Source organism: Acinetobacter sp. PW68, from assembly GCF_020982655.1.
GTDB classification, from domain to species: domain Bacteria; phylum Pseudomonadota; class Gammaproteobacteria; order Pseudomonadales; family Moraxellaceae; genus Acinetobacter; species Acinetobacter towneri_A.
Window position 1 is genome coordinate 1,623,808 of the sequence record NZ_JAHZSX010000001.1, and the last position, 22,576, is coordinate 1,646,383.

Below are 22,576 nucleotides of genomic sequence, written 5' to 3' on the forward strand. Positions count from 1 at the left end.
TTGAGATTTTATATTTATGCAAATTTACTTGGCACGAAATAATCAACAAGCTGGGCCATACACCTTAGAGCAGCTCAACCAAATGCTCGCAAGCCAACAAGTGTTGCTGACAGATTTGGCTTGGCACCAAGGCATGAGCGAATGGAAAGCTTTAGGTGAACTCACCCAAGGTAAACTTGTATATGAACCACAAGGCTATGTCAGCACGCCACCTGCCCCTGAACATTCACCGTTTCAAAATACAGATTACACGGCTACAAACACATCACGACCAAATTCAGCATTATCAAATTCAAGAACACAGGCAACGAAAAATGAATTGGCGAGCATTAACCAACGTGCTTTAGCCAAAATTATAGATATGTTGTTATGGTTGCCTGCAGCAGCGCTTCCCTCTTTTTTCTTAAGTGCTGACCAGTTTGAACAATTGTCTGGTTTGCAACAAAAAATGCAGACCGCAACAACGTCTGATCAAGCCATTCAATTGCAAACTGAACTCTTTCAGCTGATTCCAATGCAAGCTTGGCAAGCCATGGCAATTTACTTATTGATTATGCTGGGCATACAAGCCTTCCTATTGGCTAAAACTGGACAAAGTATTGGCAAACGTCTGACTAAAATTAAAATTGTCGATGCTGAAAGCAATGAAAAAGTCAGCCTAATGCGTGTGTTTACTATTCGCTCTATCATTTTCATTATTTTGAATATGATGTTTATGCCCTTTATCACAATTTTAGATTATGGCTTTGCATTTGGTGCAAAACGACAAGCGTTACACGATAAACTTGCCAAAACCAAAGTCGTAAAGCAATAATTTGATTTTTATTTACTCAGGGATGATTGATCATCCCTTTTTTCTTACAGCATTGATAAATATAAATAAATTAAAATTAGCACAAATAATTCCGAGTATAAAAATTGGTTTTTATTCCTTCCACTTAAAGCCGCTTTATGTGTAGCTTAGTTTGTCGATATCAGGCATAATGCCCTACAACGTAGCGGTGTCCGATGATTAAGAAGACTTTTTCATCTTTTTGATATCTTTTTAATCATGTGACACTTTAATCGCTATCCCATATTAAATTAGGGAATGGGACTCTTCACCGAGGTTGTAAAATGAGACAAACGATTTTAGCTGTATTGTCTTTATCTACGATGGCTGCACTCTTAACTGGGTGTGGCGGTGATTTAGTACTTCTGAACTCAAAAGGTCCAGTTGCAGCAGGTCAAAGTAACCTGATGATGACTGCGATTTACCTGATGCTATTGGTGGTTATTCCATCTGCAATTATGGCATTGTGGTTCGGTTGGAAATATCGCGCATCGAATAAAGACGCAGACTATCAACCAACATGGTCACACTCTACTGCAATTGAAATTGTAGTATGGGGTATACCTGTTATTATTATTTGTATTTTAGCTTGGTTAACTTGGTGGGGTTCCCACAAGTACGACCCTTACCGTCCGCTAGAATCCGAAAAAGCTCCTTTAACTGTTCAAGTTATTGCTGAACAATTTAAATGGATCTTCATCTACCCAGAACAGAACATTGCGACTGTTAACGAATTGCGCTTCCCAGAGCAAACGCCTGTAAGCTTACGTTTAACATCTAACTTCACAATGAACTCGTTCTTTATCCCTGCATTATCTGGTCAGATTTATGCAATGGCGGGTATGCAAACTCACTTGAACGTTTTAGCAGACAACACGGGCGAATTCCGTGGTTTCTCATCTAACTACTCAGGTTATGGTTTCTCGCAAATGCGCTTTAAAGCTCACTCTGTAACTCAAGCTGATTTTGAGCAATGGGTATCAGCTGTTAAAGCAGGTCAAGGTACGACTATCAATCCTCAAGCTGTTCAAAAATCAGTTTTAGACCAAGTTGAATTTGCTTCTTTACGTGACGGTAACCGTTCACAGAAACAAATTGACGCAATGGTTCGTAACGCCAAAACTGAATTAGAGAAAAAACTTGCTGCAACAGCTTTAAAAGAAGGTCCATATAAGACTCAGCCACATCCTGTGACTTATTACTCTTCTGTTGAGCAAGGCTTGTTTGAATCAGTGATCAATAACTATATGAGTAACTACCATGGTGCTGACCATTCAGCTCCTGTAGTGGCTGGTGAAGCGCCTGCTTCTGAAACTCATGTAGCAGTTGAACATACGACTGCTTCTCAAGGGGAATAAGACATGAGCTTTTTAGGTAAGTTAGGTCCAGATGCAATTCCTTACGATCCAATCGTATTGGTAACTGTTGCAGCGATGATCTTAGGTGGCCTTGCAGTTGTTGCTGGGATTACCTACTTCAAAAAATGGGGCTACTTGTGGAACGAATGGTTCACCACTGTAGACCATAAAAAAATCGGTATCATGTATATCTTTGTATCTGTCATCATGCTACTGCGTGGCTTTGCAGATGCGCTTATGATGCGTCTTCAACTGTTCCTTGCAAAAGGTGGTGGTGAAGGCTATTTACACCCAGAACACTATGACCAGATTTTCACCGCCCACGGTGTAATCATGATCTTCTTCGTGGCAATGGGTCTTGTTGTTGGCTTAATGAACATCTCTGTACCATTACAGATTGGTGCTCGTGACGTTGCCTTCCCGTTATTAAACTCTTTAAGCTTCTGGTTATTCGCTGGTGCTGCAGGTTTAATGATGGCTTCACTTGCATTAGGTGAGTTCGCTGCGACAGGTTGGATGGCTTATCCTCCTCTATCTGGTATCGAATACTCTCCAGGTGTTGGTGTTGACTACTATATATGGGCACTTCAGGTTTCTGGTCTAGGTACGCTTCTTACTGGTGTTAACTTCTTTGTTACCATCATCAAAATGCGTGCGCCTGGCATGAAACTTATGGACATGCCTATTTTCACTTGGACAGCATTAGTTACTGCGGTACTTATCATTGCAACTTTCCCGGTTTTAACTGCGACAATTGCGATGTTAACGCTTGACCGTTACTTCGGTTTCCACTTCTTTACCAACGACATGGGTGGTAGCCCAATGTTGTATGTAAACTTGATTTGGACATGGGGTCACCCAGAAGTATATATCTTAGTATTACCAGCATTTGGTATTTACTCTGAAGTAACTGCGACTTTTGCGCGCAAAACTTTGTTCGGTTACAAATCAATGGTGTACGCAACCGTTGCAATTGGTGTGTTATCACTTGTTGTATGGGTTCACCACTTCTTTACCATGGGTGCAGGTGCCAACGTTAACGCGTTCTTCGGTATCATGACCATGATTATTGCGATTCCTACTGGTGTGAAAATCTTCTCTTGGTTATTCACTATGTACAAGGGTCGTATTACCTACACTACCCCAATGCTATGGACACTTGGCTTCCTTGTGACTTTCGGTATCGGTGGTTTAACAGGTGTATTAATGGCAGTTCCACCAGCGGACTTCCTTGTACACAACTCTTTATTCTTGATTGCTCACTTCCATAACGTAATTATTGGTGGTGTTGTATTCGCGATGTTCGCAGGTATCATTTTCTACTGGCCAAAAATGTTTGGTTGGAGACTGAATGAGACTTGGGGTAAAGCAGCATTCTGGTTCTGGTTCTTCGGTTTCTACTTTGCATTCATGCCGTTGTATATCCTTGGTTTCATGGGTATGACACGTCGTTTGAATACTTATGACAACCCTGAATGGGATCCATACTTGGCAATTGCATTCTTTGGTTCTGTGTTAATTGCTATTGGTCTATTCTGCTTCGTTATGCAGATCGTGGTTGGTTTCTTACAACGCAACCAACGTTTAGACCTTACAGGCGATCCATGGGATGGTCGCACGCTTGAATGGGCGACTTCTTCTCCAGCACCGTTCTATAACTTTGCTCACCTTCCAAAGATCAATGGTATTGATACTTTCTGGACTGACAAAGAAAATGGTGTTGCATACGCGCGTCCAACGAAGTATGAAGACATCCACATGCCAACCAACCGTGCAGCTGGTTTCATTATTGCAATGTTTATTACAGTAATGGGCTTCGCGTTAATCTGGCATATTTGGTGGTTAGTATTCGTTACATTTATCGCTGCAATCATCAGCTTCATCGTGAGCTCTTTCACGAAGAAAGTGGACTACTATGTTCCTGCTGCTGAAGTTGAGCGTATTGAAAACGAACGCTATGCGCTCCTTGAAAAACACTTGAAGAAGGACTAAGACATGGCTGAAGTACTTCATCACGACAACCACGGACATGATGATCATCACCACGATGATACAGACATCACCGTCTTTGGTTTCTGGACATACTTGATGAGTGACCTTGTACTTTTCGGTACACTCTTCATCGCGTTCGCTGTATTAAGTAGCCACGTTCCAGTAGGCACTCCAACAGCTAAAGATTTGTTTGGCGAGTCATTAGGCTTTGTTCTAACAGAAACTTTTGCCCTGTTGATTTCTTCTGTAACTTTCGGTTTTGCTGTTTTAGCTGCTTACAAGAAAGATGTTGCCAAAGTTCTAACTTGGTTAGGCGTGACATGGGTTTTCGGTGCGATCTTTATTGGTATGGAACTTTACGAGTTCAACCATTTAGTTCATGCTGGACATGGACCTAGCGTGAGTGCGTTCTTATCTGCGTTCTTTACTTTGGTTGGTACGCACGGTATTCACGTAACTTCAGGTTTAGTTTGGATGATCGTGTTAATGGTTCAAATCAAGAAATATGGTTTGACTATTCCGAACATGCGTCGTTTAGCTTGCCTAAGCTTGTTCTGGCACTTCCTTGACATCGTTTGGATCTGTGTATTCAGCGTAGTTTACTTGATGGGAGTTCTCTAATGAGTCACGATCACAACTCTGCTGGTGCATCACACGGTAACACTAAGCAATATACGATTGGCTTTATCCTTTCTGTTATCCTTACCATTATTCCTTTTGGTATGGTTATGGCAGGTGGTTTTGGCCGTGGTATTTTAATTACTGTTATTTCGATTACAGCAGTTGCTCAGATTCTTATTCAATTAATTTATTTCTTGCATATGAATTCTTCTTCAGAGCAACGTTGGAACGTGATTGCATTCGTGTATACCATTCTGACCATTGCCATCCTTTTGGTTGGTTCTGTATGGATCATGAACTACCTACACTACAACATGATGATCTAAACTGGTTGTCATGCTAAAAAAGTATTTATTCCTGACAAAGCCAGGAATTCTCTTTGGTAATTTTATTACCACTTTGGGTGGCTACTTTGTAGCTGCCCAAGGTTCTGTAGATTTCCTTCTCCTACTGCTTACTCTGCTTGGTACAACGCTTGTTGTCGCCTCAGGATGTGTGATCAACAATATTATTGATCAAGACATCGACCAAAAAATGCAACGCACACAAAACCGTGCTTTAGTGCAAAAAACTGTTTCTGTTCCTATTGCGCTGATTTATTCAGTGGTATTGGGCGTCATTGGTTTTAACATTTTATGGTTTGGAGTTAACGCATACGCTTTTCTTTTTGCACTGATTGGTTTTGTGGTTTATGTCGGCTTTTACAGTCTATGGACCAAACGCACAACAATTCATCAAACCATTATTGGCAGTATTTCAGGCGCAAGCCCACCTGTGATTGGTTATACCGCTGTTGCAAATCAATTTGACTTAGCTGCTCTACTTATCTTTTTAGGTTATGCACTTTGGCAAATGCCCCACTCTTGGGCGATTGCAATTTACCGTTTTGATGATTACAAAAATGCGGGTATTCCAATTTTGCCAGTTGCTCGTTCAATTTTTCGAACGAAAATTGAATCACTGATTTATGTGGTGTTATTTACTATTGCCATGAATGGACTGTTTGTATTTGGTTATACAAACTGGCTGTATCTGGTTATTTTAAATGCACTTTGTATTTATTGGTTCTATATTGGCGTCATTGGCTTCAAAGCAGAAAATGATCAATCATGGGCAAAACGCTTTTTCCTATTTTCGGTTATTTTAATTACGGTTGTGAGTTTATGTTTTAGCTTTACAGCAACTGCGCCAAGCACGCAAATCATATTTTTTTAAAAGATAGAGTTTAGCTCTATCTTTTAATGGAGTACCCTCTGCACATTTCACAATTTCAACAACAATTACTCTGTACACGACAAATTTCACAGAACCCTTATCCTATCAGGATTCTGCTTTCTTAAAATTGCCAAAATTTCCTTAAACTCTTCTTTTTTCCCAAAACCAATTAAACGCTGAATCGCCATTTGAACATAGTCTAAACCATAGCGAAATAAACTCATTGAGAGTCGTCCATGCTTCTTTATTTTTATCGCTTTTTTTTGATCATGTTGCCATTCACCCGTTAAGTAACACCAACAGAAGCTTATAGCTAACACCGCAATCAATTTTTTCACTCGTCTAGGGTCTGTCAAGCGCGTATTTTCAAGATTAAACCCGCGTCCTTTGAGACAACTGAATAAGGTTTCAATTTCCCAGCGTAATGCATAATCCTGAATAGCATTGGCATTAAACTGAGGAGAAACGACGAGTAAAAGCTCTCCATTTTCTAACTGTAGTGCACTTATATATAGTTTCACCCGACCAACCAAAATCCGTCGTTTACGACATTCAATTTGACCAACTTTAAGATGGCGAAATAAATCACTAATTTTATGATTCTTTCCTAAATGATTGGTGACAATGAAGTTTTTTTAACACGAATGCAGAAGTTGATGTCTTGTTCAATTAACCATGTAAACCACTGCTCACCGATAAACTCTCTGTCTGCGAACACATTCACAATACGGTCTTTACCAAAAATGGCTATAAAGCGTTGAATCAAAGCAATACGCTCTTTCGTATCTGAATTTCCACGTTTATTAAGCAATGTCCAAAGGATAGGTATCGCTATTCCACGATAAACGATTGCGAGCATCAGGATATTAATATTTCGTTTTCCCCATTTCCAATTGGTTCTATCTAAAGTCAGTTGCACTTGGTCGAATGAAAACATATTGAAAATCAACTGAGAAATTTGACGATAATCAAAATACTGACCTGCAAAGAAGCGCTGCATACGTCGATAAAATGATTGTGGTAAGCACTTGATGGGCAAGGCTTTAGATGCAGAAGAAAGATTACATGTTTGCTTTAAAATAATCACAAGCATGATGAGCGCAAAGCACTTTAAATGTGACTTGTTCCATTTTAGAGATTTGTTTAAGATAAGATATAACTCATTGAGATGTGTCATAGTATTCGTCGTTAGAAAACAATTATTGTGACATTATTTCAATGAGTTATCTATTTTTGTCGTGTACAGAGCAACAATTATTTAGCTCCCTTCAATTAATTCATTCTTTAATAACTTCCCACACCAAACTCACCAAAAGTAAGTAACATTTAAATACACAGTAAAAATTTAAACTCTAATCATAGATTCAAAATACCCTACTCTTTTATCCAAGCCGATCTTTTCTTAGACAAAGCCTTGTATTTACTTGGCAAAAGCTCTAGAATTCACGCTTCGCAATTTTGCGACACAACTTCGGTTGTGACTCCTTGCTTCTGGCTCAATTTAGTCAGGGGCTGCATAAACCGTAAGGAGCTGACAATGCGTCACTACGAAATCGTACTTTTGGTACACCCAGACCAAAGCGATCAAGTTGTGGGTATGGTAGAACGTTACCTAACTCACATCAAAGAAGCTGAGGGTCAAATTCACCGTTTAGAAGATTGGGGCCGTCGTCAATTGGCTTACCCAATTAACAAAATTCACAAAGCGCACTACATTCTTATGAACGTTGAATGTGGTCAAACTACGCTTGATGAGTTAGAAGAATTGTTCCGTTATAACGACGCGATCCTTCGTAGCTTGATCATCCGTCGTGAAAACGCTATCACTGAAGAGTCATTATTGGCTAAGAGTGCTGAAGAAAAACGTGCGCGTAAAGCTCAACGTGAAGAAGCACAACACGCTAACCAAGACTCTGCTGAAGCTTAAGGAGAACATCAATGGCACGTTTTTACCGTCGTCGCAAGTTCTGCCGCTTTACAGCTGAGAACGTTACGTACATCGACTACAAAGATATCGATACACTAAAACAGTACATCACTGAAAATGGCAAGATTGTTCCTAGCCGTATTACAGGTACTAAAGCTCGTTACCAACGTCAATTAGCGCTTGCTATTAAACAAGCTCGCTACTTAGCGTTGATCCCTTACACTGACAATCATAAGTGAGGTTGAGCTGTGGATATTATCTTATTACAACGCATTAAGAACCTTGGTAAATTAGGCGATAAAGTTTCAGTTAAAGCTGGTTACGGCCGTAACTACTTGATCCCTCAAGGTAAAGCAGTTGCTGCAACTGAAGCAAACACTGCTGCATTTGAAGCTCGTCGTGCTGAACTTGAGAAACAAGAAGCTGAAATTTTAGCTGCTGCTCAAGCACGTGCTGACCAATTGAACGAAGTTAACATCGTAATCACTGCTAAAGCTGGTGATGAAGGTAAACTTTTCGGTTCTATCGGTACTCGTGACATCGCTGACGCGTTAACGAATGCTGGTCTTGAAGTTGACCGTGCAGAAGTTCGTTTACCAAACGGTGCGCTTCGTCACACTGGTGAATTCAACATCGCAATCCAATTGCACCATGATGTTGTTGCTGAAGTTCTCGTTACTATCGTATCTGAGTAATTTTCTGCAAAAAGAAAGAGCATGCCTAATCGCATGCTCTTTTTTTATCTTTAAAATATGCAAATTATACAAATTTCCTAAATAGTCCTGCACGCTTTGACTTCTCCTTCGCCAAAATCTACTCGCTTTTTTTTCTAGAGGGCGTATCATCGGGAAGTGGAAAGAATATGAGTTTCAAATTCTATCCCCCGTGCATTATTCAGCATTTACTGTTTTAAAAATCAGGGATTTATATGTCACAGGCGACTGCTAGCGCAAAGCAACATACCGCAAAGTCTGATCTAAAACCAAATGAGAACAGCCCGCTTAAAGAGTTTCGTACCCCACCGCATAACTTAGCCATTGAACAAGCTGTTTTGGCTGCATTGATGACTGTGGCCGAATCTTTTGAACAAGTGGGTGATGTGTTACAAGAGTCTGATTTCTACGCGACACGCCATAAATATATTTTCCGTGCCATTGATTCTTTGTCTAAAGAAAACTCACCTTATGATGCCGTATTGGTGAATGACTGGCTAATTAAACAAAATTTGCTTGAAGCTGCGGGCGGTGAAGAGTATTTAATGCAGCTCATGGCGGACTCGCCTTCTAGTTTTTATAACCTAGAAACCTATGCCACGAAAATTAAAGAATTCTCGACCCTCAGAAACATGATTAAAGTTAGTTCTGAAATTTTACAAAATGCCTATGACACCAAAGGTCGTAGCGTGAGTGAAATTTTAGACTTGGCTGAAACTAATATTTTCCAAATTGCCGAACAACACAATAACAATGCAAAAGCACAAGGCCCAAAAGCCATATCGAGTGTCGTTGCCGACGTATTCGACAAACTTGACGAACTTTCTAAAATGGAAGGTAACATCACAGGCTTAACCACAGGCTTTGTAGAGTTAGATAATAAAACCTCAGGTATGCAAGCGGGTGATTTGATTATTGTCGCTGCGCGTCCATCTATGGGTAAAACCACGTTTGCCATGAATTTGGTCGAAAGTGTTCTGTTTAACAATGACTTGCCTGCTCTTGTCTACTCTATGGAGATGCCTGCAGATTCAATTGCAATGCGTTTGATTTCTGCTTACGGCAAAGTGCATCAGGGGAATTTACGTTCAGGCAAACTCAGTGGCGATGAATGGTCAAAAGTCACAGGCACGATTTTACAACTTCAAGAAAAGCATTTGTATATTGATGACTCATCTGCCCTACCCCCTACGGAAGTACGTGCACGTGCACGACGCATTGCCAAACAACATGGCGGTAAAATTGGCTGCATCATGGTCGATTACTTGCAATTAATGAAAGTCCCAGGCATGGGCGATAACCGTGTCGGCGAGATTTCAGAAATTTCACGTAGCTTAAAAGCCTTAGCCAAAGAGATGAACTGCCCTGTGATTGCTTTGTCGCAGCTGAACCGTTCCTTAGAGAACCGACCTAATAAACGCCCTGTAATGTCAGACTTGCGTGAATCTGGTGCGATTGAGCAGGATGCGGACTTAATCATGTTTATTTACCGCGACGAAGTTTATAATAAAGAATCTAAAGAAGCAGGCACTGCCGAAATTATTATTGGTAAACAGCGTAACGGCCCCATTGGTACGGTACGTCTTGCCTTTGAAGGACAATACACGCGTTTTAGTAACTTATCTCCTGAGTATTATGCTCAGTATGATGATGAAGAGTAATGCTTGCATTGGTCTTTTTTATTAAAACCATAATTTAATCTGACTTATTAACTTTGCCCACCATAGTTTCCAACTTGAGACTAAATTTAAATTTTGACTATTGTCTTCCATTTCAAATGATGGAAATGCTTTATTAAGTTGTTCACATGTTGGATATTTTTGTTGAAGTTTTGCTAAGTAATGCGCTTGATCATATTGTATAAAACCATCTAAAATCCCAACCTCTGCTCTATCGACTGTAGAACAATTTGAGGTCTGCTTATTCCAAGCTAAAAATGGGACAATCGGTTTAGATAAAACAAGCTGGTCATTCTTACAGTTTAATGTTGCAAATGAAACTACTTGATATTGCTGGGGTTTAGCACCATCTGGTGCATAAGCTAAACCAATAATTAATTGGTTTTTAGCTGTACTTTTACCTGAAAATCCACTGTACCATTGGGTAGGCTTTTTATATTTAACCTCATCTAGTATTGAGCGAAAAATAAATTGACCTGAACTGATTTCAAAAATGAAGTCTGAACTCTCCTGTACTGCCAGTGAATCTTGGTAACGGGCAATAAATACGTCATTGGGTGAATGTGGCATACAAGCCATAACTGACTGACAAAAAAATAAAGTACTCCATCCCAGATAACAAAATATTTTCATCATTTATTCAACATATCCAAGTTTAAAATGCATTGTTTAATCTCTCTTTGAGTTCATTTAAATTACGAACCCACTCTCCGCACTCATTTGATTCTTGCCCAACTCGTACAGTTCAGAATTTTCCTGAGTGAGAGCATCTAAAGCCAGGATAGCTTTTAGAATGTATAATTTTATATAAAATAGAGCCTGAAACTTTTACAAATTACTTGCAATCAATAACCTAAAAGATTTTTCGATCTTATGACAATTTATGATCAAAAACTTAGATGGTCATGTCTATTTGAGGTCGATAAGTCTACAATAGTGAATATTTTTAAATAGAACTATTTTTAGTATTTATTTATCAATCCACAGTGTATCTAACACAAATTACCAATTGTCATTCCCAAGGAGTCACGAGGGTGCGCCGAGCAACAATTTATATTGACAGTCAGGCACTGCAATATAATTTAAACCGTGTTAAACAACTTGCCCCAACAGCGAAAATTGTCAGTATGGTCAAGGCCAATGCTTATGGACATGGTGTAAAAGACTGCTTAGCATCCTTAAAGGATAGCGATGCCTTTGGTGTCGCTTGCGTTGAAGAAGCCTTAGAAATCCGAGAGTTGGGATATACACAGCCCATCACCCTGATTGAAGGTGTCTTTTCTGCTGAAGAAATGCAAAGTGTGTTGGCACACAAATTAGAATGTGTGGTGCATCATCAAGCACAGCTCAATTGGCTACTGCAACATAAAGATGATTACATCGCACAAGGCTTAAAAGTCTGGGTCAAACTCAACAGCGGCATGAATCGTTTAGGTTTTAAAATTCCTGAAATTATTGATGTGATTCACATGCTCAAAGCCGAAGGTTTTACCAGTGTGTTAACCATGCATTTTGCAAATGCTGATGGTGACCATGCTTTAAACGATCAACAAATTGCACAATTTTTGCATGTCAAAGACAATTGCAGTCCTATTCTTGCTTCTTGCTGCAACTCTGCTGCAATCTATCGTTATCCCGAATTGCATTTTGATTATGTACGCCCAGGCATTATGCTTTACGGAGCAACGCCTTTTGCCGCACATAATGTGCATACACTGGACTTGAAGCCTGTGATGACTTTAAATGCAGAAGTCATTGCACTCAATGAAATTGATGCAGGTGAACACGTTGGCTACGGTTCAACCTTTACTGCAGAACAAGCCATGCGAATCGCTATTGTTTCAATTGGCTATGGTGATGGCTATCCACGTACATTTGTGCAGCCGAATTTTGTTGCGATTGGTTTAAAATTAACGCCCGTGCTTGGTCGTGTGTCAATGGATATGATTGCCATTGATGTCACAGGTTTGGACGTTGAATTAGGCACACAAGTTGAATTATGGGGCAAACACCGATTAGTGGATGATGTTGCTACGGCCAATGGCACGATTGGTTATGAGTTATTATGTCGTTTAAGTTCTCGTCCACAGCGTAAGGCAACTAGCATTTAGCATTCTTTTTTTGGATCTGTTGCATGTAGCAGTTTTGTTGCATGCAATCGTCTAAGCGACTTTCTTTACTCGCTTCGATAGTTTCTTCTCGCTTTTAATTTGGTAGATTCAAGAAGCATGCGCAGCAGTATAAAATCTAGCCATAACTTCCGTTGGCGTATACCGACCTCATGTTTTTCATGGATGATAGTTGACTGCAAATTCTATCTGCTCTATTTGTTCGTGTGATATGTCATCAAACAATGGCGCGCATGTACAGAGTATCATTCTAAGTCTTGGTGGCAGACTTGTGTCACACCGTATGCGGGCGAACAAGTTCCAGCCCCTACCCTGTTTTGCGCATTACCTACGATTGAAGCAGCACCAAGTCGCTCAGTTTTGGTAAATTTATTTTAAGCAGTCATATATCAACAGCCAAGCACATGTTATAAATCCTTGTGCTTATACAAAAAGATGTACATTAAATTTAAGGATATAAAATGAACGATGTTGTCATTGTAGCTGCAAAACGTACTGCAATTGGTAGTTTTTTGGGTAGCCTCGCTTCTTTATCTGCACCACAATTGGGGCAAATAGCAATTCGTGCGGTATTAGACAGTGCCAAAGTACAGCCTGAACAAGTTGATCAGGTGATTATGGGCAATGTACTCACTACAGGTGTAGGACAAAACCCTGCGCGTCAAGCTGCAATTGCTGCGGGTATTCCTGTGCAAGTGCCTGCAACAACACTAAACGTGGTATGTGGCTCAGGTTTACGTGCAGTACATTTGGCTGTACAAGCGATTCAGTGCAGTGAAGCAGAAATTGTAGTTGCTGGTGGTCAAGAATCCATGTCACAGAGCGCACACTATATGCAGTTACGTAACGGGCAAAAAATGGGGAATGCTCAGTTAATTGACAGCATGGTGGCTGATGGCTTAACCGATGCTTATAACCAATACCACATGGGTATTACTGCAGAAAATATTGTAGAAAAGCTTGGTTTAAACCGCGAAGAACAAGACCAATTGGCACTAACTTCACAACAACGCGCGGCTGCAGCACAAGCGGCTGGTAAATTTAAAGATGAAATTGCAGCTGTAAGCATTCCACAGCGTAAAGGCGACCCAATTGTATTTGCCGAAGATGAATACATCAAAGCCAATACTACGCTTGAAAGCCTGAATAAATTACGCCCTGCGTTCAAAAAAGATGGCAGCGTAACAGCAGGTAATGCTTCTGGTATCAACGATGGTGCAGCAGCAGTGTTAATGATGAGCGCAGACAAAGCTGCAGCCTTAGGTCTACAACCTTTAGCACGTATTAAAGCCTATGCAATGTCGGGTATTGAGCCTGAAGTTATGGGTCTTGGCCCGGTTGAAGCTGTGAAGAAAACCTTAAATAAAGCAGGTTGGAGCTTAGATCAAGTCGATTTGATTGAAGCTAACGAAGCCTTTGCCGCACAAGCTTTAGGTGTTGCCAAAGAACTAAGCTTAGACTTAGATAAAGTAAACGTGAATGGTGGGGCAATTGCCCTCGGTCACCCGATTGGTGCGTCAGGTTGTCGTATCCTTGTGACATTAGTACACGAAATGCAACGTCGTGATGCGAAAAAAGGCATAGCCACGCTTTGCATAGGCGGCGGTATGGGGGTTGCACTTGCGGTTGAACGCGACTAAGTGATCACGCCAAAAAGCTGCAAGAGTGCAGTTTGTTAAATATAATAGTGACTTAAAGTTAGCAATTAATTTTAGATCTAATGGGAGCTTCGGCTTCCATTATGTTTTTCTAACTACGCATAATTTATAAATAATTGCTTTTTTCATTAATGAAACAATGAACGTGAAAGATGAGTCAAACTCATATTGACAGTTATTTGCCCTGTATGATGCGGAATACATTCCCCAAAAAGATGAGGTAAATTATGTAATGGAAAGAGGGAAATATGATTTAGCTCTGATCTTATTGTCGATCAATTTTATATGACAAGGTGCTGCTTAATCCACCGAAAGTAAGTGCTGAATATGATCACTAAAGTGATAAAAATGCATGGTATCGGGTTGCTGTTTCAGTTCTACCCATGCATCTACAAGTGATGTCCAACCTAAATCTTTCAGACATTGCACAATCATTTCCAATTGCAACAAAGTCTTTTCAGTCGATTGCTTTAACCGAATTTGTCGGTCTAATTGTTCAATTCTCTGCCCCAATTGGAAAAATAAATATATCTGCTGTGGTTCTGCATCTAATAGTGCTTCACAGTCCTGTAACACTTCGCCAATATAACTCGCGTTATCACATGCGTTTTGAATACAATGCTTTAATTCAGCATAAGTGGATTTAGAGAAAACCTGTGCCAGGTTTTTAATTTTTCTCAGTGTTTGCTCAAGCTGCATCACAAATGAGGCAGGCTGTTCTTCATTTAAAATCAATTCATTTAAAGAAGCAGCATCAAAAGCTGGCAAACAAAAAGCATGTGCATAAGTCAAAGCAGCCTCATTTTGTTTAAACGGAAATTGCTGACATACATATTGAATACGGGTTAAATAACGGGCTAACCAAAAAATTTCTCGCGCATCACTGCTAGATAAATTCACGGTTGTTTCATCCTCCTGCTTCTGGTCTGTTGATAATTCATCGCGATAAAGCACCTCAATCGCCTTGCCCAATTAACCTACAGCACTCATCCACTCAGACCGCTTTTATTTACATAAACCTGTATCTACCATACAAAATGCTGACGGGTTTTCACTTAAACACAACTATTCAGTCTTGCTTTTCTCAATGATCCAAATGTGGTTTATGATTTGGACTTCCAATATTTAATTAACTTTACTCATCCCAATTTTGTGATATTTACTGCAAAATCTGCGGTGCAACGCTGCCCTTTTTTAGTAAAAAACTTGCTAAACATTCCGAGTTTTCTTATTGTGTGGAGGAACAAGTTTTCCTCAGTGTGCATTGATCTAGTAAATATTGAATATGTCTATACAAGAAAAAGAAACATCGAATAGTTTGTATCGCCAATGGCAAATTTTATCGCGCCTTTCTACAGGTAAATGGATGGGCACACGTGAATTACACGATGTCTTGCAACGTGAAGGTATCGATATTAGTTTGCGTACGATTCAACGTGACTTAAATCAAATTTCACAGCGCTTTCCAATTGAAAGTAATGGTACCGTACCACAAGGTTGGCGCTGGCGTTCAGATGCGCCGATTCAAAGTTTACCGCACATGACCAGCTCTCAAGCGGTGACCTTCATGATGGTTGAGGAACATTTAAAGCACTTGTTACCACCAAGTTTGATTGAAGAAATGAACCCATGGTTTGACTTAGCTAGACGCAGCCTGTCGACTCAAAACAATGTCCGCCAATGGATTAACCGCGTGAGGATTGTGCCTGCAACTCAACCGTTAATTCCGCCCGTCGTAGACCGCAATGCACAGCAGGCAATTTATGAGGGTTTACTGCAAGACAAACAACTGGAATGTATTTATCAATCACGTAGCGGTTCAGGCGAAGATAAAACCTATGTCCTGAATCCTTTGGCTTTAGTGCAAAAAGGTGCAGTAATTTACTTAATTTGTACCCGATTTGATAAAACTGATATTCAAACCTTTGCCCTGCATCGTTTTAAAGCAGCCAAAGTTTTAGATTCACGCGCCCTGCATCCAGTTGATTTTGACATAGATGCCTATATTGAATCTGGCGAATTAGGTTTCAGAGTCGATTACAGCAAAGCCACTGAAAATATTCAGCTCAAACTCACCATGCAAAAAGCTGATGCCATTTACTTTGATGAAAGCCAATTAAGCAAAGATCAAATCATGGAAACATTGGAAAATGGTGATGTGTTGGTGACAGCCACTGTTCCTTTTACCTCACAATTGGTTTGGTGGTTGCGTAGTTTTGGTAAAAAGCTGATTCAGGTTGAGCCTGTTGAAGTTGCCAATGCGGTGCATCAGAATCAGGATTAAAAAAGCCCCAAATATTGGGGCAATAATATTATCGTTTTCTTTTAAACTTAGTTATTGTGATTACTGATTGAAGTTAAAGTTAAAATTGACTCGGCATTGCACAACATGGGCATGCTAGTTCAGCTGTATTATAACGAATGATTTTTAAAGTCATCTTTTACTCCTCTGTGTGTCTATAAGTGTTAATTTAACTACTCCTGATTTAGCTGTGAAATCATAAGATACGCAGTAGAAATCAAGTTTTTTCTTATACACCTTTTCTTCTTTACATAGCAGATGATTTACTTTGTGGCACAAAAATGCCAGCGATATTTAAATTGCGGGCATTTATCAAACTATCAAATCTTATGCAGATTTACGGGACTGTGCATTTTTACGAATGGTGATCATCACCAATTGAACAGCGGCTGGAGTTACACCTGGAATACGACTGGCCTGTGCCAAAGTTTCTGGTAAAACATGCTTTAACTTTAGGGTAATTTCGCGCGATAAACCTGAAACTGCATCATAATCAAAATCTGCGGGGATTTTGGTATCTTCCAAGCGTTTTAATTGTGCAACATCTTCATGCTGACGGTTAATATAACCTGCATATTTCACCGCAATTTCAATTTGATCACCTACTTGTGCAGAAACATCTGAACCCGTTAATTCAGCAATTTGCGCAAAGCTGATATTTGGACGTTTTAACAGATCAATTGCAGAACATTCTTTGGACAAATCTGCACCTGTCATTTCAACAAATTTTTTGCCCATTGGGTTATTTGGTGCAGCCCACAAATGTTGTAAACGCCCTGTTTCACGTTCTACTGCTTCCATTTTTTCACAGTAAGCCGACCAACGGGTGTCATCCACCAAACCAAGCTCACGACCAATTGGGGTCAAACGCTGATCGGCATTGTCTTCACGCAACATCAAACGGTATTCCGCACGTGAGGTGAACATGCGGTACGGCTCTTTGGTACCCAGTGTGATCAAATCATCAACCAATACACCAATATAAGCTTCATCACGTTTTGGTGTCCATTGTTCCTGATCCCAAGCGCGACGTGCCGCATTCAAACCAGCCAACACACCTTGAGCACCTGCTTCTTCATAACCCGTCGTGCCATTAATTTGACCTGCAAAATACAAGTTATTAATGGCTTTGGTTTCCAAAGTAAATTTCAAGGCTTGTGGATTAAAGTAATCATATTCAATCGCATAACCTGGACGCAAAATATGCGCATTTTCCATACCACGAATTGAACGAACTAACTCGAACTGCACATCAAACGGTAAAGACGTTGAAATCCCATTTGGATACAATTCATGTGTATCTAAACCTTCAGGCTCCAAAAATACCTGATGCGAGTCTTTATCAGAAAAACGGTGAATTTTATCTTCAATCGATGGGCAATAACGTGGACCAACACCTTCAATTACACCTGTATACATAGGCGAACGATCTAAACCACCGCGAATGATTTCGTGAGTGCGTTCATTTGTATGGGTGATATAGCAGTTCACTTGTTCAGGGTGCATCGACACATCACCCATAAATGACATAGTTGGTGATGGGAAATCACCGGGCTGCGGGATCATGACAGAAAAGTCAACTGAGCGTGCATCAATACGTGGTGGCGTACCTGTTTTTAAACGCCCAACAGGTAAATTTAATTCACGTAAACGCGCCGCCAAAGCAATTGATGGAGGATCTCCCGCACGACCACCGCTGGATTTTTCTAAACCGATGTGAATCACGCCACCCAAGAATGTACCTGTAGTCAATACCACGGTTTTCGCATCAAAGCGAATTCCCATTTGGGTGACGACACCTTTTACGGTATCGCCTTCTACAATCAGGTCATCTGCTGCTTGTTGGAAAATATCTAAATTAGCTTGGTTTTCTAAAGTGGCACGAATCGCAGCTTTAAAACGAACACGGTCTGCCTGCGCACGTGTTGCACGAACCGCAGCACCTTTACGGGAGTTTAAAATACGGAATTGAATCCCGCTTTTATCGGCAGCTAATGCCATTGCACCGCCTAATGCATCAACCTCACGCACCAAATGCGACTTCCCAATTCCCCCAATTGCAGGGTTACAGCTCATCTGCCCTAAAGTCTCAATGTTATGAGTTAAGAGTAAGGTTTGACGACCCATACGTGCTGCTGCAAGCGCCGCTTCGGTGCCTGCGTGACCGCCACCAATAACAATGACATCGTAAACTTTAGGATAGTGCATAATGGTCAAGGAGAGATAAAAAATAAAGACAGAATATTATAGCAAAACTTGTGGCATAAGTTGACAGATTCAGTCGATTTATTGAGATTTATTGCCCCCTAATTCTGCTACATAATTAATATTTTGTAATCTAAATTTGCATTTTTACTGTACATAAAAACATTTAGACCTAAAAATTAACCAGATCACCATTGTTTTAATTTGTCTATTTTTTATCCTAATAGCACAGATATGAGAAACAAAGGGAAACATCATGAATAAGAAAATTTTACTTTCTTCTATGTTTTTTGGCTTATTGTTCAGTCCATTTGCATTGCAGGCAAATGATAAAGTCGAAACCGTCTATAACGCACAAAAATTCCAGCAAGTATGTAAAGGTAAAACTCAGGGCGCACCTGTAAGCTTTGCCTATCGCGGAATTATCTGGAATGGTACTTGCGAACCACAATTCTTTAGTTCATCTAAAGCAATTCAATTACAAGGCAATGAGCCTGAATTATATCGTTCTTGTGCGGCAGATGCACAAACTACAGTCATTACATTTAATGGTACGGAGTTAAAAGGGAAATGTGCTTTAGGCTTTACGCCACCACGTCCTGCTGCAATGTGAGCCCCCATCGTCGGGTGTCACATTTCTTCACGAAGGGATCGTTTTTCCCGAACTGATGGGTTACCCTACTCACCTGAATATAAGCATAAAACCTCCAAAGCAGTCATTGTAAATAAATGACTGCTTTGTTTATTGCACAATCAAAAAAAACAATTACACTACAAAAGAGAAGGAAAACTTAAAACCAAAAAAAAGAATAAAGGATGTGCTATGGATTCAGGCTTTTTTACCTTTTTTCTATCATTGACCTTGTCTGTGATGATGATGGGCTTAGGCTTACAACTCACGCCAAGGGATTTCATTCGGGTTAGTCAATTTCCTAAAGTCATTTTTTTAACGCTTTTGTCACAATTGGTCATCTTGCCTGTTTTAGCGTCATTATGTAGCACCCGCACAAAACATTTGTTCAAAAAATACGGCTATATAGCCGTATTTTTGGTGAAAGTTAATTACTTTAAAAATTCATATTCAAACAATTTAGGCACTATTTCGTTGTTATAATACCGTTTAACCAATTCTTTTAAAGTTTTCAAACTACCATTTAATAATGGGTAGTCGTAAATATTTTTATCAGTTATTTGGTCTTTTTGAAATGTATTTAGTTCTGTCGATATTTGATATACACCATAATTGATTGTATTTTGATAGTTTTTAGTTTTTTTAGCTTCATTAAGAATGGTTTTCCAGACCTCTAATAATTCTTTTTCGGTAGCATTCAACTTTAGCTTTTTTAAAGCTAAAGTTGCTAATGTTTCCCCATTAGTATTATCAAGGCATAATTGATTCCTATACATTCTACCATCACTACCAGTAAAAGACCGTAAGTGATTTTGCATTTCTAAAGTGGTAAATAAAAGCACCTTTAAAAGATAGCTTGATAGCTTGCCATCTTTAAGGTCTTTAGTATAGCTATCAGCCCCATCAGCAGATTTCATTACTCTTGCTCTTTCAGTCCACTTTCGGTTATATGTAATATAACGGCTTGCTGCAAACATAGGTAGTTTTTCTAAAAAATTATCACTTCTTAGAAAAAATCCATTTCCATCATACCGTCCTGCTATTAATAAGGATGCGTGTAGGTCAGGATTATCGAAACCCGAACTATAGACAGCCATATATCCAATAATATTTTCATTAAAAAGTGGTGTTATTCTTGGTTGCTTTGGTGGTTCTCGTTCACTTCCGTCTAATGAAATATATATACCATCAACTTCATCATCTTCAAATTTTCGTTTATCGAAAAAATGATTGCTGTAAGTAGTGTAAATTCTTCTAATGGGTAATATCCCATCAGCAGCCATTATCCCTTTTTTAACATCAATATCAAAAGCCTTGACTTCAAAATAATCCTTTTCACAATCAGAGTTTCCCCATAATGCCACCATAATACAGGCATCAATAGTGGTGTGAAAATGTCGGCGATTAAAAGCAAAGCCATCTATAAATTGCTTGTTTATTATGTGTTGGGCTTTCCAGTATTTGACAGGTGAATAAACTATGTAGCTGTCTGTTGGCTGGCGTAAATAATACTGAAAAGCAGACCAAATAAAAGCATTTCCTAAATCATTACTCGCTGTTCCTTTGATTTGAGTGTCTTTTTTCATTTCTTGAACAACGTAGCTTTTTTTCCATTCGCTAGATTTTGCACCCTGTTTCTTTTTTTGATGCTCAATACTGGTTGTTTCAGCGTAAGGCGGATTTTCAAATAAAATAATCGTACAGTTTGGATTATCGACATATTGTTTAATTAGGGGATTTTCGACATATTCTTTAGATAGGGCATCAGCCCCACGCACAAGACCCATATTAAATGTATCTTCTTTTTCAGTAGGTGGAATAACATGACGTACCTTATCACCCAATATTTCCATTAAAACCTTGTATTCATAATATTCGAGTGTTGAAACTATGACATGGCTTAATTCTTCATCAGTTAAGTATTGCTCTAAATTACCTGTTCCTGCACATCTATCAATGATAACGTAGTCGTTACCCGCAGGCACTCTATCTATGGCTTTTCGGACTAATTCGAGTGATTTTTTAGCATAAAGTTCAGGCGTGTAAAAAGCCCCTAAATTTTTCTTTTGTAAATCATCATTGAGTTTATCCATTAAGTAGCGAAATTTAACATTATCTTCACCCTTATAAGGCTCAATATAGTCCTTTAATTTATTTGGCTTGCGGATTTCACCAAGAATATTGACTTTACCACTTTGGTCGCCTATGAAATCAGCTTTTCTAGCTGTTGGATTCTCTTTGTAAAATCGCTGACCCCAACCAACAATGCAATTCTCATCAATATTTATTTTGGTGAAATTTTTAGACTTTAACGTTTTAACAAGTTTTTCTTGGTCGATTTCTTGAGATAAATCTAATTCTATGGCGGTAGATTTTAATTTAAAGCCAGTATTTTCTTTAGATGCCCCTAATTGATAAATTTTTTCAATTTCTTCTAAATAATCTTTAGATTGATATATAAAAACTTTATCCGTATTCAAGGAAACAAGAACGATATTTGCAGGTATTGATTTACCTTTGACACGCATAGCAGAAAGATACTTAATCGCTTGAAATAAAGTGGCATTCGTGTCATTTACAGTCAATTTAAATTCTAAAAGATTACCAAATAACACACCATCTGTATTATCACTAAATACTTGTTCCGATGTTAAAGACTTATCAACTCGTGGTAAGTAGTCTTTATAAAATTGTTCTTGTCCTTGTAATTCATTCGTATATTTCATATCAACCCCCGAAAAATGCTTGCAGGGTTGATAGAGATAGCGTTAGGCTGTGCTGTGCTGTGCTGTGCTGTGCTGTGCTGTGCTGTGCTGTGCTGTGCTGTGCTGTGCTGTGCTGTGCTGTGCTGTGTAGCATGAAAATTCCTTAGATTTGTGTCAAGAGGTTATTAGGGCTTAAATTTTCATCATTAAGTTCGGGAACGTCTTTAAATGAATCGACTGACCGTAAAATAATACGTTTGCCTACCTCGTTACTGGCACGATAAACTGATAATAGGGCTTGCTCGTCATCATCTATGTGGTTGTAATCGTGGATAAAATGCTCACCCTCACCAGTTAAAAGCCAATTAATATTTACACGCAAATGTGTACATATTGTTTTCATACCGTCAGCGTTTGGCTCTCTATCCCCACTTAAATAACTTTGGGCGGTACGATAGGGCATACCTGTGGTTTCGGCAAACGCTTTGATATTTAAGCCTTTTTCTTCGCATATAAGGCGTAATCGTTCAAATATACGCATTTGTGTAATTTCCTATTGAATATATATTCTCATTCGTGTATATTGTAGTCTAATACTTATTAGCTTAC

The 22,576-nt window shown here is 39.4% G+C and carries 22 protein-coding genes; 15 read left to right on the forward strand and 7 right to left on the reverse strand.

Annotated features, from left to right (window positions below; translation table 11 throughout):
- Window positions 1–16: 16 nt before the first annotated feature.
- The 6 genes from K1T76_RS07815 to cyoE all read left to right on the forward strand — a co-directional run bounded on the left by K1T76_RS07815 (window position 17) and on the right by cyoE (window position 6,018).
- Window positions 17–814: an RDD family protein gene (locus K1T76_RS07815; protein ID WP_019837979.1), complete on the forward strand. Its 798-nt coding sequence runs from the start codon at window positions 17–19 to the stop codon at window positions 812–814.
- A gap of 302 nt (window positions 815–1,116) precedes the next feature.
- Complete coding sequence (gene cyoA / locus K1T76_RS07820; RefSeq protein ID WP_230245082.1) at window positions 1,117–2,190, forward strand: ubiquinol oxidase subunit II; 1,074 nt, start codon at window positions 1,117–1,119, stop codon at window positions 2,188–2,190.
- Between the two features lie 3 nt (window positions 2,191–2,193).
- The gene (gene cyoB / locus K1T76_RS07825; RefSeq protein ID WP_019837981.1) at window positions 2,194–4,182 is read left to right on the forward strand and encodes a cytochrome o ubiquinol oxidase subunit I; all 1,989 of its coding nucleotides are present in this window, start codon (window positions 2,194–2,196) and stop codon (window positions 4,180–4,182) included.
- Between the two features lie 3 nt (window positions 4,183–4,185).
- Entirely contained in the window at window positions 4,186–4,803 is a 618-nt protein-coding gene (cyoC, locus tag K1T76_RS07830) for a cytochrome o ubiquinol oxidase subunit III (protein WP_019837982.1), read from the forward strand.
- A complete protein-coding gene (locus K1T76_RS07835; RefSeq protein WP_004973158.1) occupies window positions 4,803–5,129 on the forward strand; it encodes a cytochrome o ubiquinol oxidase subunit IV in 327 nt (108 codons plus the stop codon). Before cyoC ends, K1T76_RS07835 begins: the two co-directional genes overlap by 1 nt.
- A gap of 10 nt (window positions 5,130–5,139) precedes the next feature.
- Window positions 5,140–6,018, forward strand: coding sequence for a heme o synthase (gene cyoE / locus K1T76_RS07840; RefSeq protein WP_230245083.1), 879 nt, complete (start codon window positions 5,140–5,142; stop codon window positions 6,016–6,018).
- Window positions 6,019–6,104: 86 nt separating this feature from the next.
- Here cyoE and K1T76_RS07845 read toward each other — a convergent pair.
- Window positions 6,105–7,195, reverse strand: a protein-coding gene (locus K1T76_RS07845) for an IS4-like element ISAba1 family transposase (protein WP_114318428.1) whose coding sequence is annotated in 2 segments (ribosomal slippage) — window positions 6,105–6,655 and window positions 6,655–7,195 — 1,092 coding nt in all. Because the reading frame shifts where the segments join, the coding sequence is not laid out codon by codon here.
- 360 nt (window positions 7,196–7,555) lie between these two features.
- Between K1T76_RS07845 and rpsF the strand changes: the two genes are divergently transcribed.
- The 4 genes from rpsF (at window position 7,556) to dnaB (ending at window position 10,319) form a co-directional block, all read left to right on the forward strand.
- On the forward strand, window positions 7,556–7,945 hold the full coding sequence (gene rpsF / locus K1T76_RS07850) for a 30S ribosomal protein S6 (RefSeq protein ID WP_004973153.1): 390 nt from the start codon (window positions 7,556–7,558) through the stop codon (window positions 7,943–7,945).
- 11 nt (window positions 7,946–7,956) lie between these two features.
- Window positions 7,957–8,184 (forward strand): 30S ribosomal protein S18, encoded by a 228-nt coding sequence (gene rpsR / locus K1T76_RS07855; RefSeq protein ID WP_004719336.1) that lies wholly within the window; start codon window positions 7,957–7,959, stop codon window positions 8,182–8,184.
- 9 nt (window positions 8,185–8,193) lie between these two features.
- Window positions 8,194–8,640 carry a 50S ribosomal protein L9 gene (rplI, locus tag K1T76_RS07860; RefSeq protein WP_004973150.1) on the forward strand — a complete coding sequence of 149 codons (447 nt, stop codon included), beginning with the start codon at window positions 8,194–8,196 and terminating at the stop codon, window positions 8,638–8,640.
- Between the two features lie 233 nt (window positions 8,641–8,873).
- Window positions 8,874–10,319: a replicative DNA helicase gene (dnaB, locus tag K1T76_RS07865; protein WP_004973149.1), complete on the forward strand. Its 1,446-nt coding sequence runs from the start codon at window positions 8,874–8,876 to the stop codon at window positions 10,317–10,319.
- A 21-nt stretch (window positions 10,320–10,340) separates the two neighbouring features.
- Here dnaB and K1T76_RS07870 read toward each other — a convergent pair whose 3' ends face one another.
- Window positions 10,341–10,907: a hypothetical protein gene (locus tag K1T76_RS07870; protein ID WP_230245638.1), complete on the reverse strand. Its 567-nt coding sequence runs from the start codon at window positions 10,905–10,907 to the stop codon at window positions 10,341–10,343.
- Between the two features lie 464 nt (window positions 10,908–11,371).
- Between K1T76_RS07870 and alr the strand changes: the two genes are divergently transcribed.
- Both alr and K1T76_RS07880 read left to right on the forward strand, forming a co-directional pair.
- Window positions 11,372–12,448 (forward strand): alanine racemase, encoded by a 1,077-nt coding sequence (gene alr / locus K1T76_RS07875; protein WP_230245084.1) that lies wholly within the window; start codon window positions 11,372–11,374, stop codon window positions 12,446–12,448.
- Window positions 12,449–12,927: 479 nt separating this feature from the next.
- Window positions 12,928–14,106 carry an acetyl-CoA C-acetyltransferase gene (locus tag K1T76_RS07880; RefSeq protein ID WP_230245085.1) on the forward strand — a complete coding sequence of 393 codons (1,179 nt, stop codon included), beginning with the start codon at window positions 12,928–12,930 and terminating at the stop codon, window positions 14,104–14,106.
- Between the two features lie 318 nt (window positions 14,107–14,424).
- Here the strand turns inward: K1T76_RS07880 and K1T76_RS07885 are convergent, their stop codons facing one another.
- Window positions 14,425–15,024, reverse strand: coding sequence for a hypothetical protein (locus tag K1T76_RS07885; RefSeq protein ID WP_230245639.1), 600 nt, complete (start codon window positions 15,022–15,024; stop codon window positions 14,425–14,427).
- Between the two features lie 385 nt (window positions 15,025–15,409).
- Here K1T76_RS07885 and K1T76_RS07890 point away from each other — a divergent pair, with 385 nt between their 5' ends.
- Window positions 15,410–16,408 carry a helix-turn-helix transcriptional regulator gene (locus K1T76_RS07890; RefSeq protein ID WP_230245086.1) on the forward strand — a complete coding sequence of 333 codons (999 nt, stop codon included), beginning with the start codon at window positions 15,410–15,412 and terminating at the stop codon, window positions 16,406–16,408.
- 345 nt (window positions 16,409–16,753) lie between these two features.
- Here K1T76_RS07890 and mnmG read toward each other — a convergent pair whose 3' ends face one another.
- Window positions 16,754–18,634 (reverse strand): tRNA uridine-5-carboxymethylaminomethyl(34) synthesis enzyme MnmG, encoded by a 1,881-nt coding sequence (gene mnmG / locus K1T76_RS07895; RefSeq protein WP_230245087.1) that lies wholly within the window; start codon window positions 18,632–18,634, stop codon window positions 16,754–16,756.
- 253 nt (window positions 18,635–18,887) lie between these two features.
- Between mnmG and K1T76_RS07900 the strand changes: the two genes are divergently transcribed.
- Window positions 18,888–19,244: a hypothetical protein gene (locus K1T76_RS07900; RefSeq protein WP_230245088.1), complete on the forward strand. Its 357-nt coding sequence runs from the start codon at window positions 18,888–18,890 to the stop codon at window positions 19,242–19,244.
- 210 nt (window positions 19,245–19,454) lie between these two features.
- Complete coding sequence (locus tag K1T76_RS14955; RefSeq protein WP_268259896.1) at window positions 19,455–19,745, forward strand: hypothetical protein; 291 nt, start codon at window positions 19,455–19,457, stop codon at window positions 19,743–19,745.
- Here the strand turns inward: K1T76_RS14955 and K1T76_RS07910 are convergent.
- From K1T76_RS07910 to K1T76_RS07915, 3 genes are read right to left on the reverse strand one after another with little or no spacing between them, the layout of a single operon-like run.
- Window positions 19,694–21,988, reverse strand: a complete 2,295-nt coding sequence (locus K1T76_RS07910; protein ID WP_230245075.1) for a hypothetical protein — start codon at window positions 21,986–21,988, stop codon at window positions 19,694–19,696. The genes K1T76_RS14955 and K1T76_RS07910 overlap by 52 nt on opposite strands.
- A gap of 1 nt (window position 21,989) precedes the next feature.
- Window positions 21,990–22,121: a hypothetical protein gene (locus tag K1T76_RS14960; RefSeq protein WP_268259895.1), complete on the reverse strand. Its 132-nt coding sequence runs from the start codon at window positions 22,119–22,121 to the stop codon at window positions 21,990–21,992.
- Window positions 22,122–22,130: 9 nt separating this feature from the next.
- The gene (locus tag K1T76_RS07915; RefSeq protein WP_230245076.1) at window positions 22,131–22,508 is read right to left on the reverse strand and encodes a helix-turn-helix domain-containing protein; all 378 of its coding nucleotides are present in this window, start codon (window positions 22,506–22,508) and stop codon (window positions 22,131–22,133) included.
- Window positions 22,509–22,576 lie beyond the last annotated feature (68 nt).

Excerpts from the sequence above, each read along its gene's own strand:
- K1T76_RS07815 (WP_019837979.1), top strand. The coding sequence starts at position 17 with ATGCAAATTTACTTGGCACGAAATAATCAACAAGCTGGGCCATACACC.
- cyoA (WP_230245082.1), top strand. The coding sequence starts at position 1,117 with ATGAGACAAACGATTTTAGCTGTATTGTCTTTATCTACGATGGCTGCA.
- cyoB (WP_019837981.1), top strand. The coding sequence starts at position 2,194 with ATGAGCTTTTTAGGTAAGTTAGGTCCAGATGCAATTCCTTACGATCCA.
- cyoC (WP_019837982.1), top strand. The coding sequence starts at position 4,186 with ATGGCTGAAGTACTTCATCACGACAACCACGGACATGATGATCATCAC.
- K1T76_RS07835 (WP_004973158.1), top strand. The coding sequence starts at position 4,803 with ATGAGTCACGATCACAACTCTGCTGGTGCATCACACGGTAACACTAAG.
- cyoE (WP_230245083.1), top strand. The coding sequence starts at position 5,140 with ATGCTAAAAAAGTATTTATTCCTGACAAAGCCAGGAATTCTCTTTGGT.
- rpsF (WP_004973153.1), top strand. The coding sequence starts at position 7,556 with ATGCGTCACTACGAAATCGTACTTTTGGTACACCCAGACCAAAGCGAT.
- rpsR (WP_004719336.1), top strand. The coding sequence starts at position 7,957 with ATGGCACGTTTTTACCGTCGTCGCAAGTTCTGCCGCTTTACAGCTGAG.
- dnaB (WP_004973149.1), top strand. The coding sequence starts at position 8,874 with ATGTCACAGGCGACTGCTAGCGCAAAGCAACATACCGCAAAGTCTGAT.
- K1T76_RS07870 (WP_230245638.1), bottom strand. The coding sequence starts at position 10,907 with ATGCCACATTCACCCAATGACGTATTTATTGCCCGTTACCAAGATTCA.
- K1T76_RS07880 (WP_230245085.1), top strand. The coding sequence starts at position 12,928 with ATGAACGATGTTGTCATTGTAGCTGCAAAACGTACTGCAATTGGTAGT.
- K1T76_RS07890 (WP_230245086.1), top strand. The coding sequence starts at position 15,410 with ATGTCTATACAAGAAAAAGAAACATCGAATAGTTTGTATCGCCAATGG.
- mnmG (WP_230245087.1), bottom strand. The coding sequence starts at position 18,634 with ATGCACTATCCTAAAGTTTACGATGTCATTGTTATTGGTGGCGGTCAC.
- K1T76_RS07900 (WP_230245088.1), top strand. The coding sequence starts at position 18,888 with ATGAATAAGAAAATTTTACTTTCTTCTATGTTTTTTGGCTTATTGTTC.
- K1T76_RS14955 (WP_268259896.1), top strand. The coding sequence starts at position 19,455 with ATGGATTCAGGCTTTTTTACCTTTTTTCTATCATTGACCTTGTCTGTG.
- K1T76_RS07910 (WP_230245075.1), bottom strand. The coding sequence starts at position 21,988 with ATGAAATATACGAATGAATTACAAGGACAAGAACAATTTTATAAAGAC.
- K1T76_RS14960 (WP_268259895.1), bottom strand. The coding sequence starts at position 22,121 with ATGCTACACAGCACAGCACAGCACAGCACAGCACAGCACAGCACAGCA.
- K1T76_RS07915 (WP_230245076.1), bottom strand. The coding sequence starts at position 22,508 with ATGCGTATATTTGAACGATTACGCCTTATATGCGAAGAAAAAGGCTTA.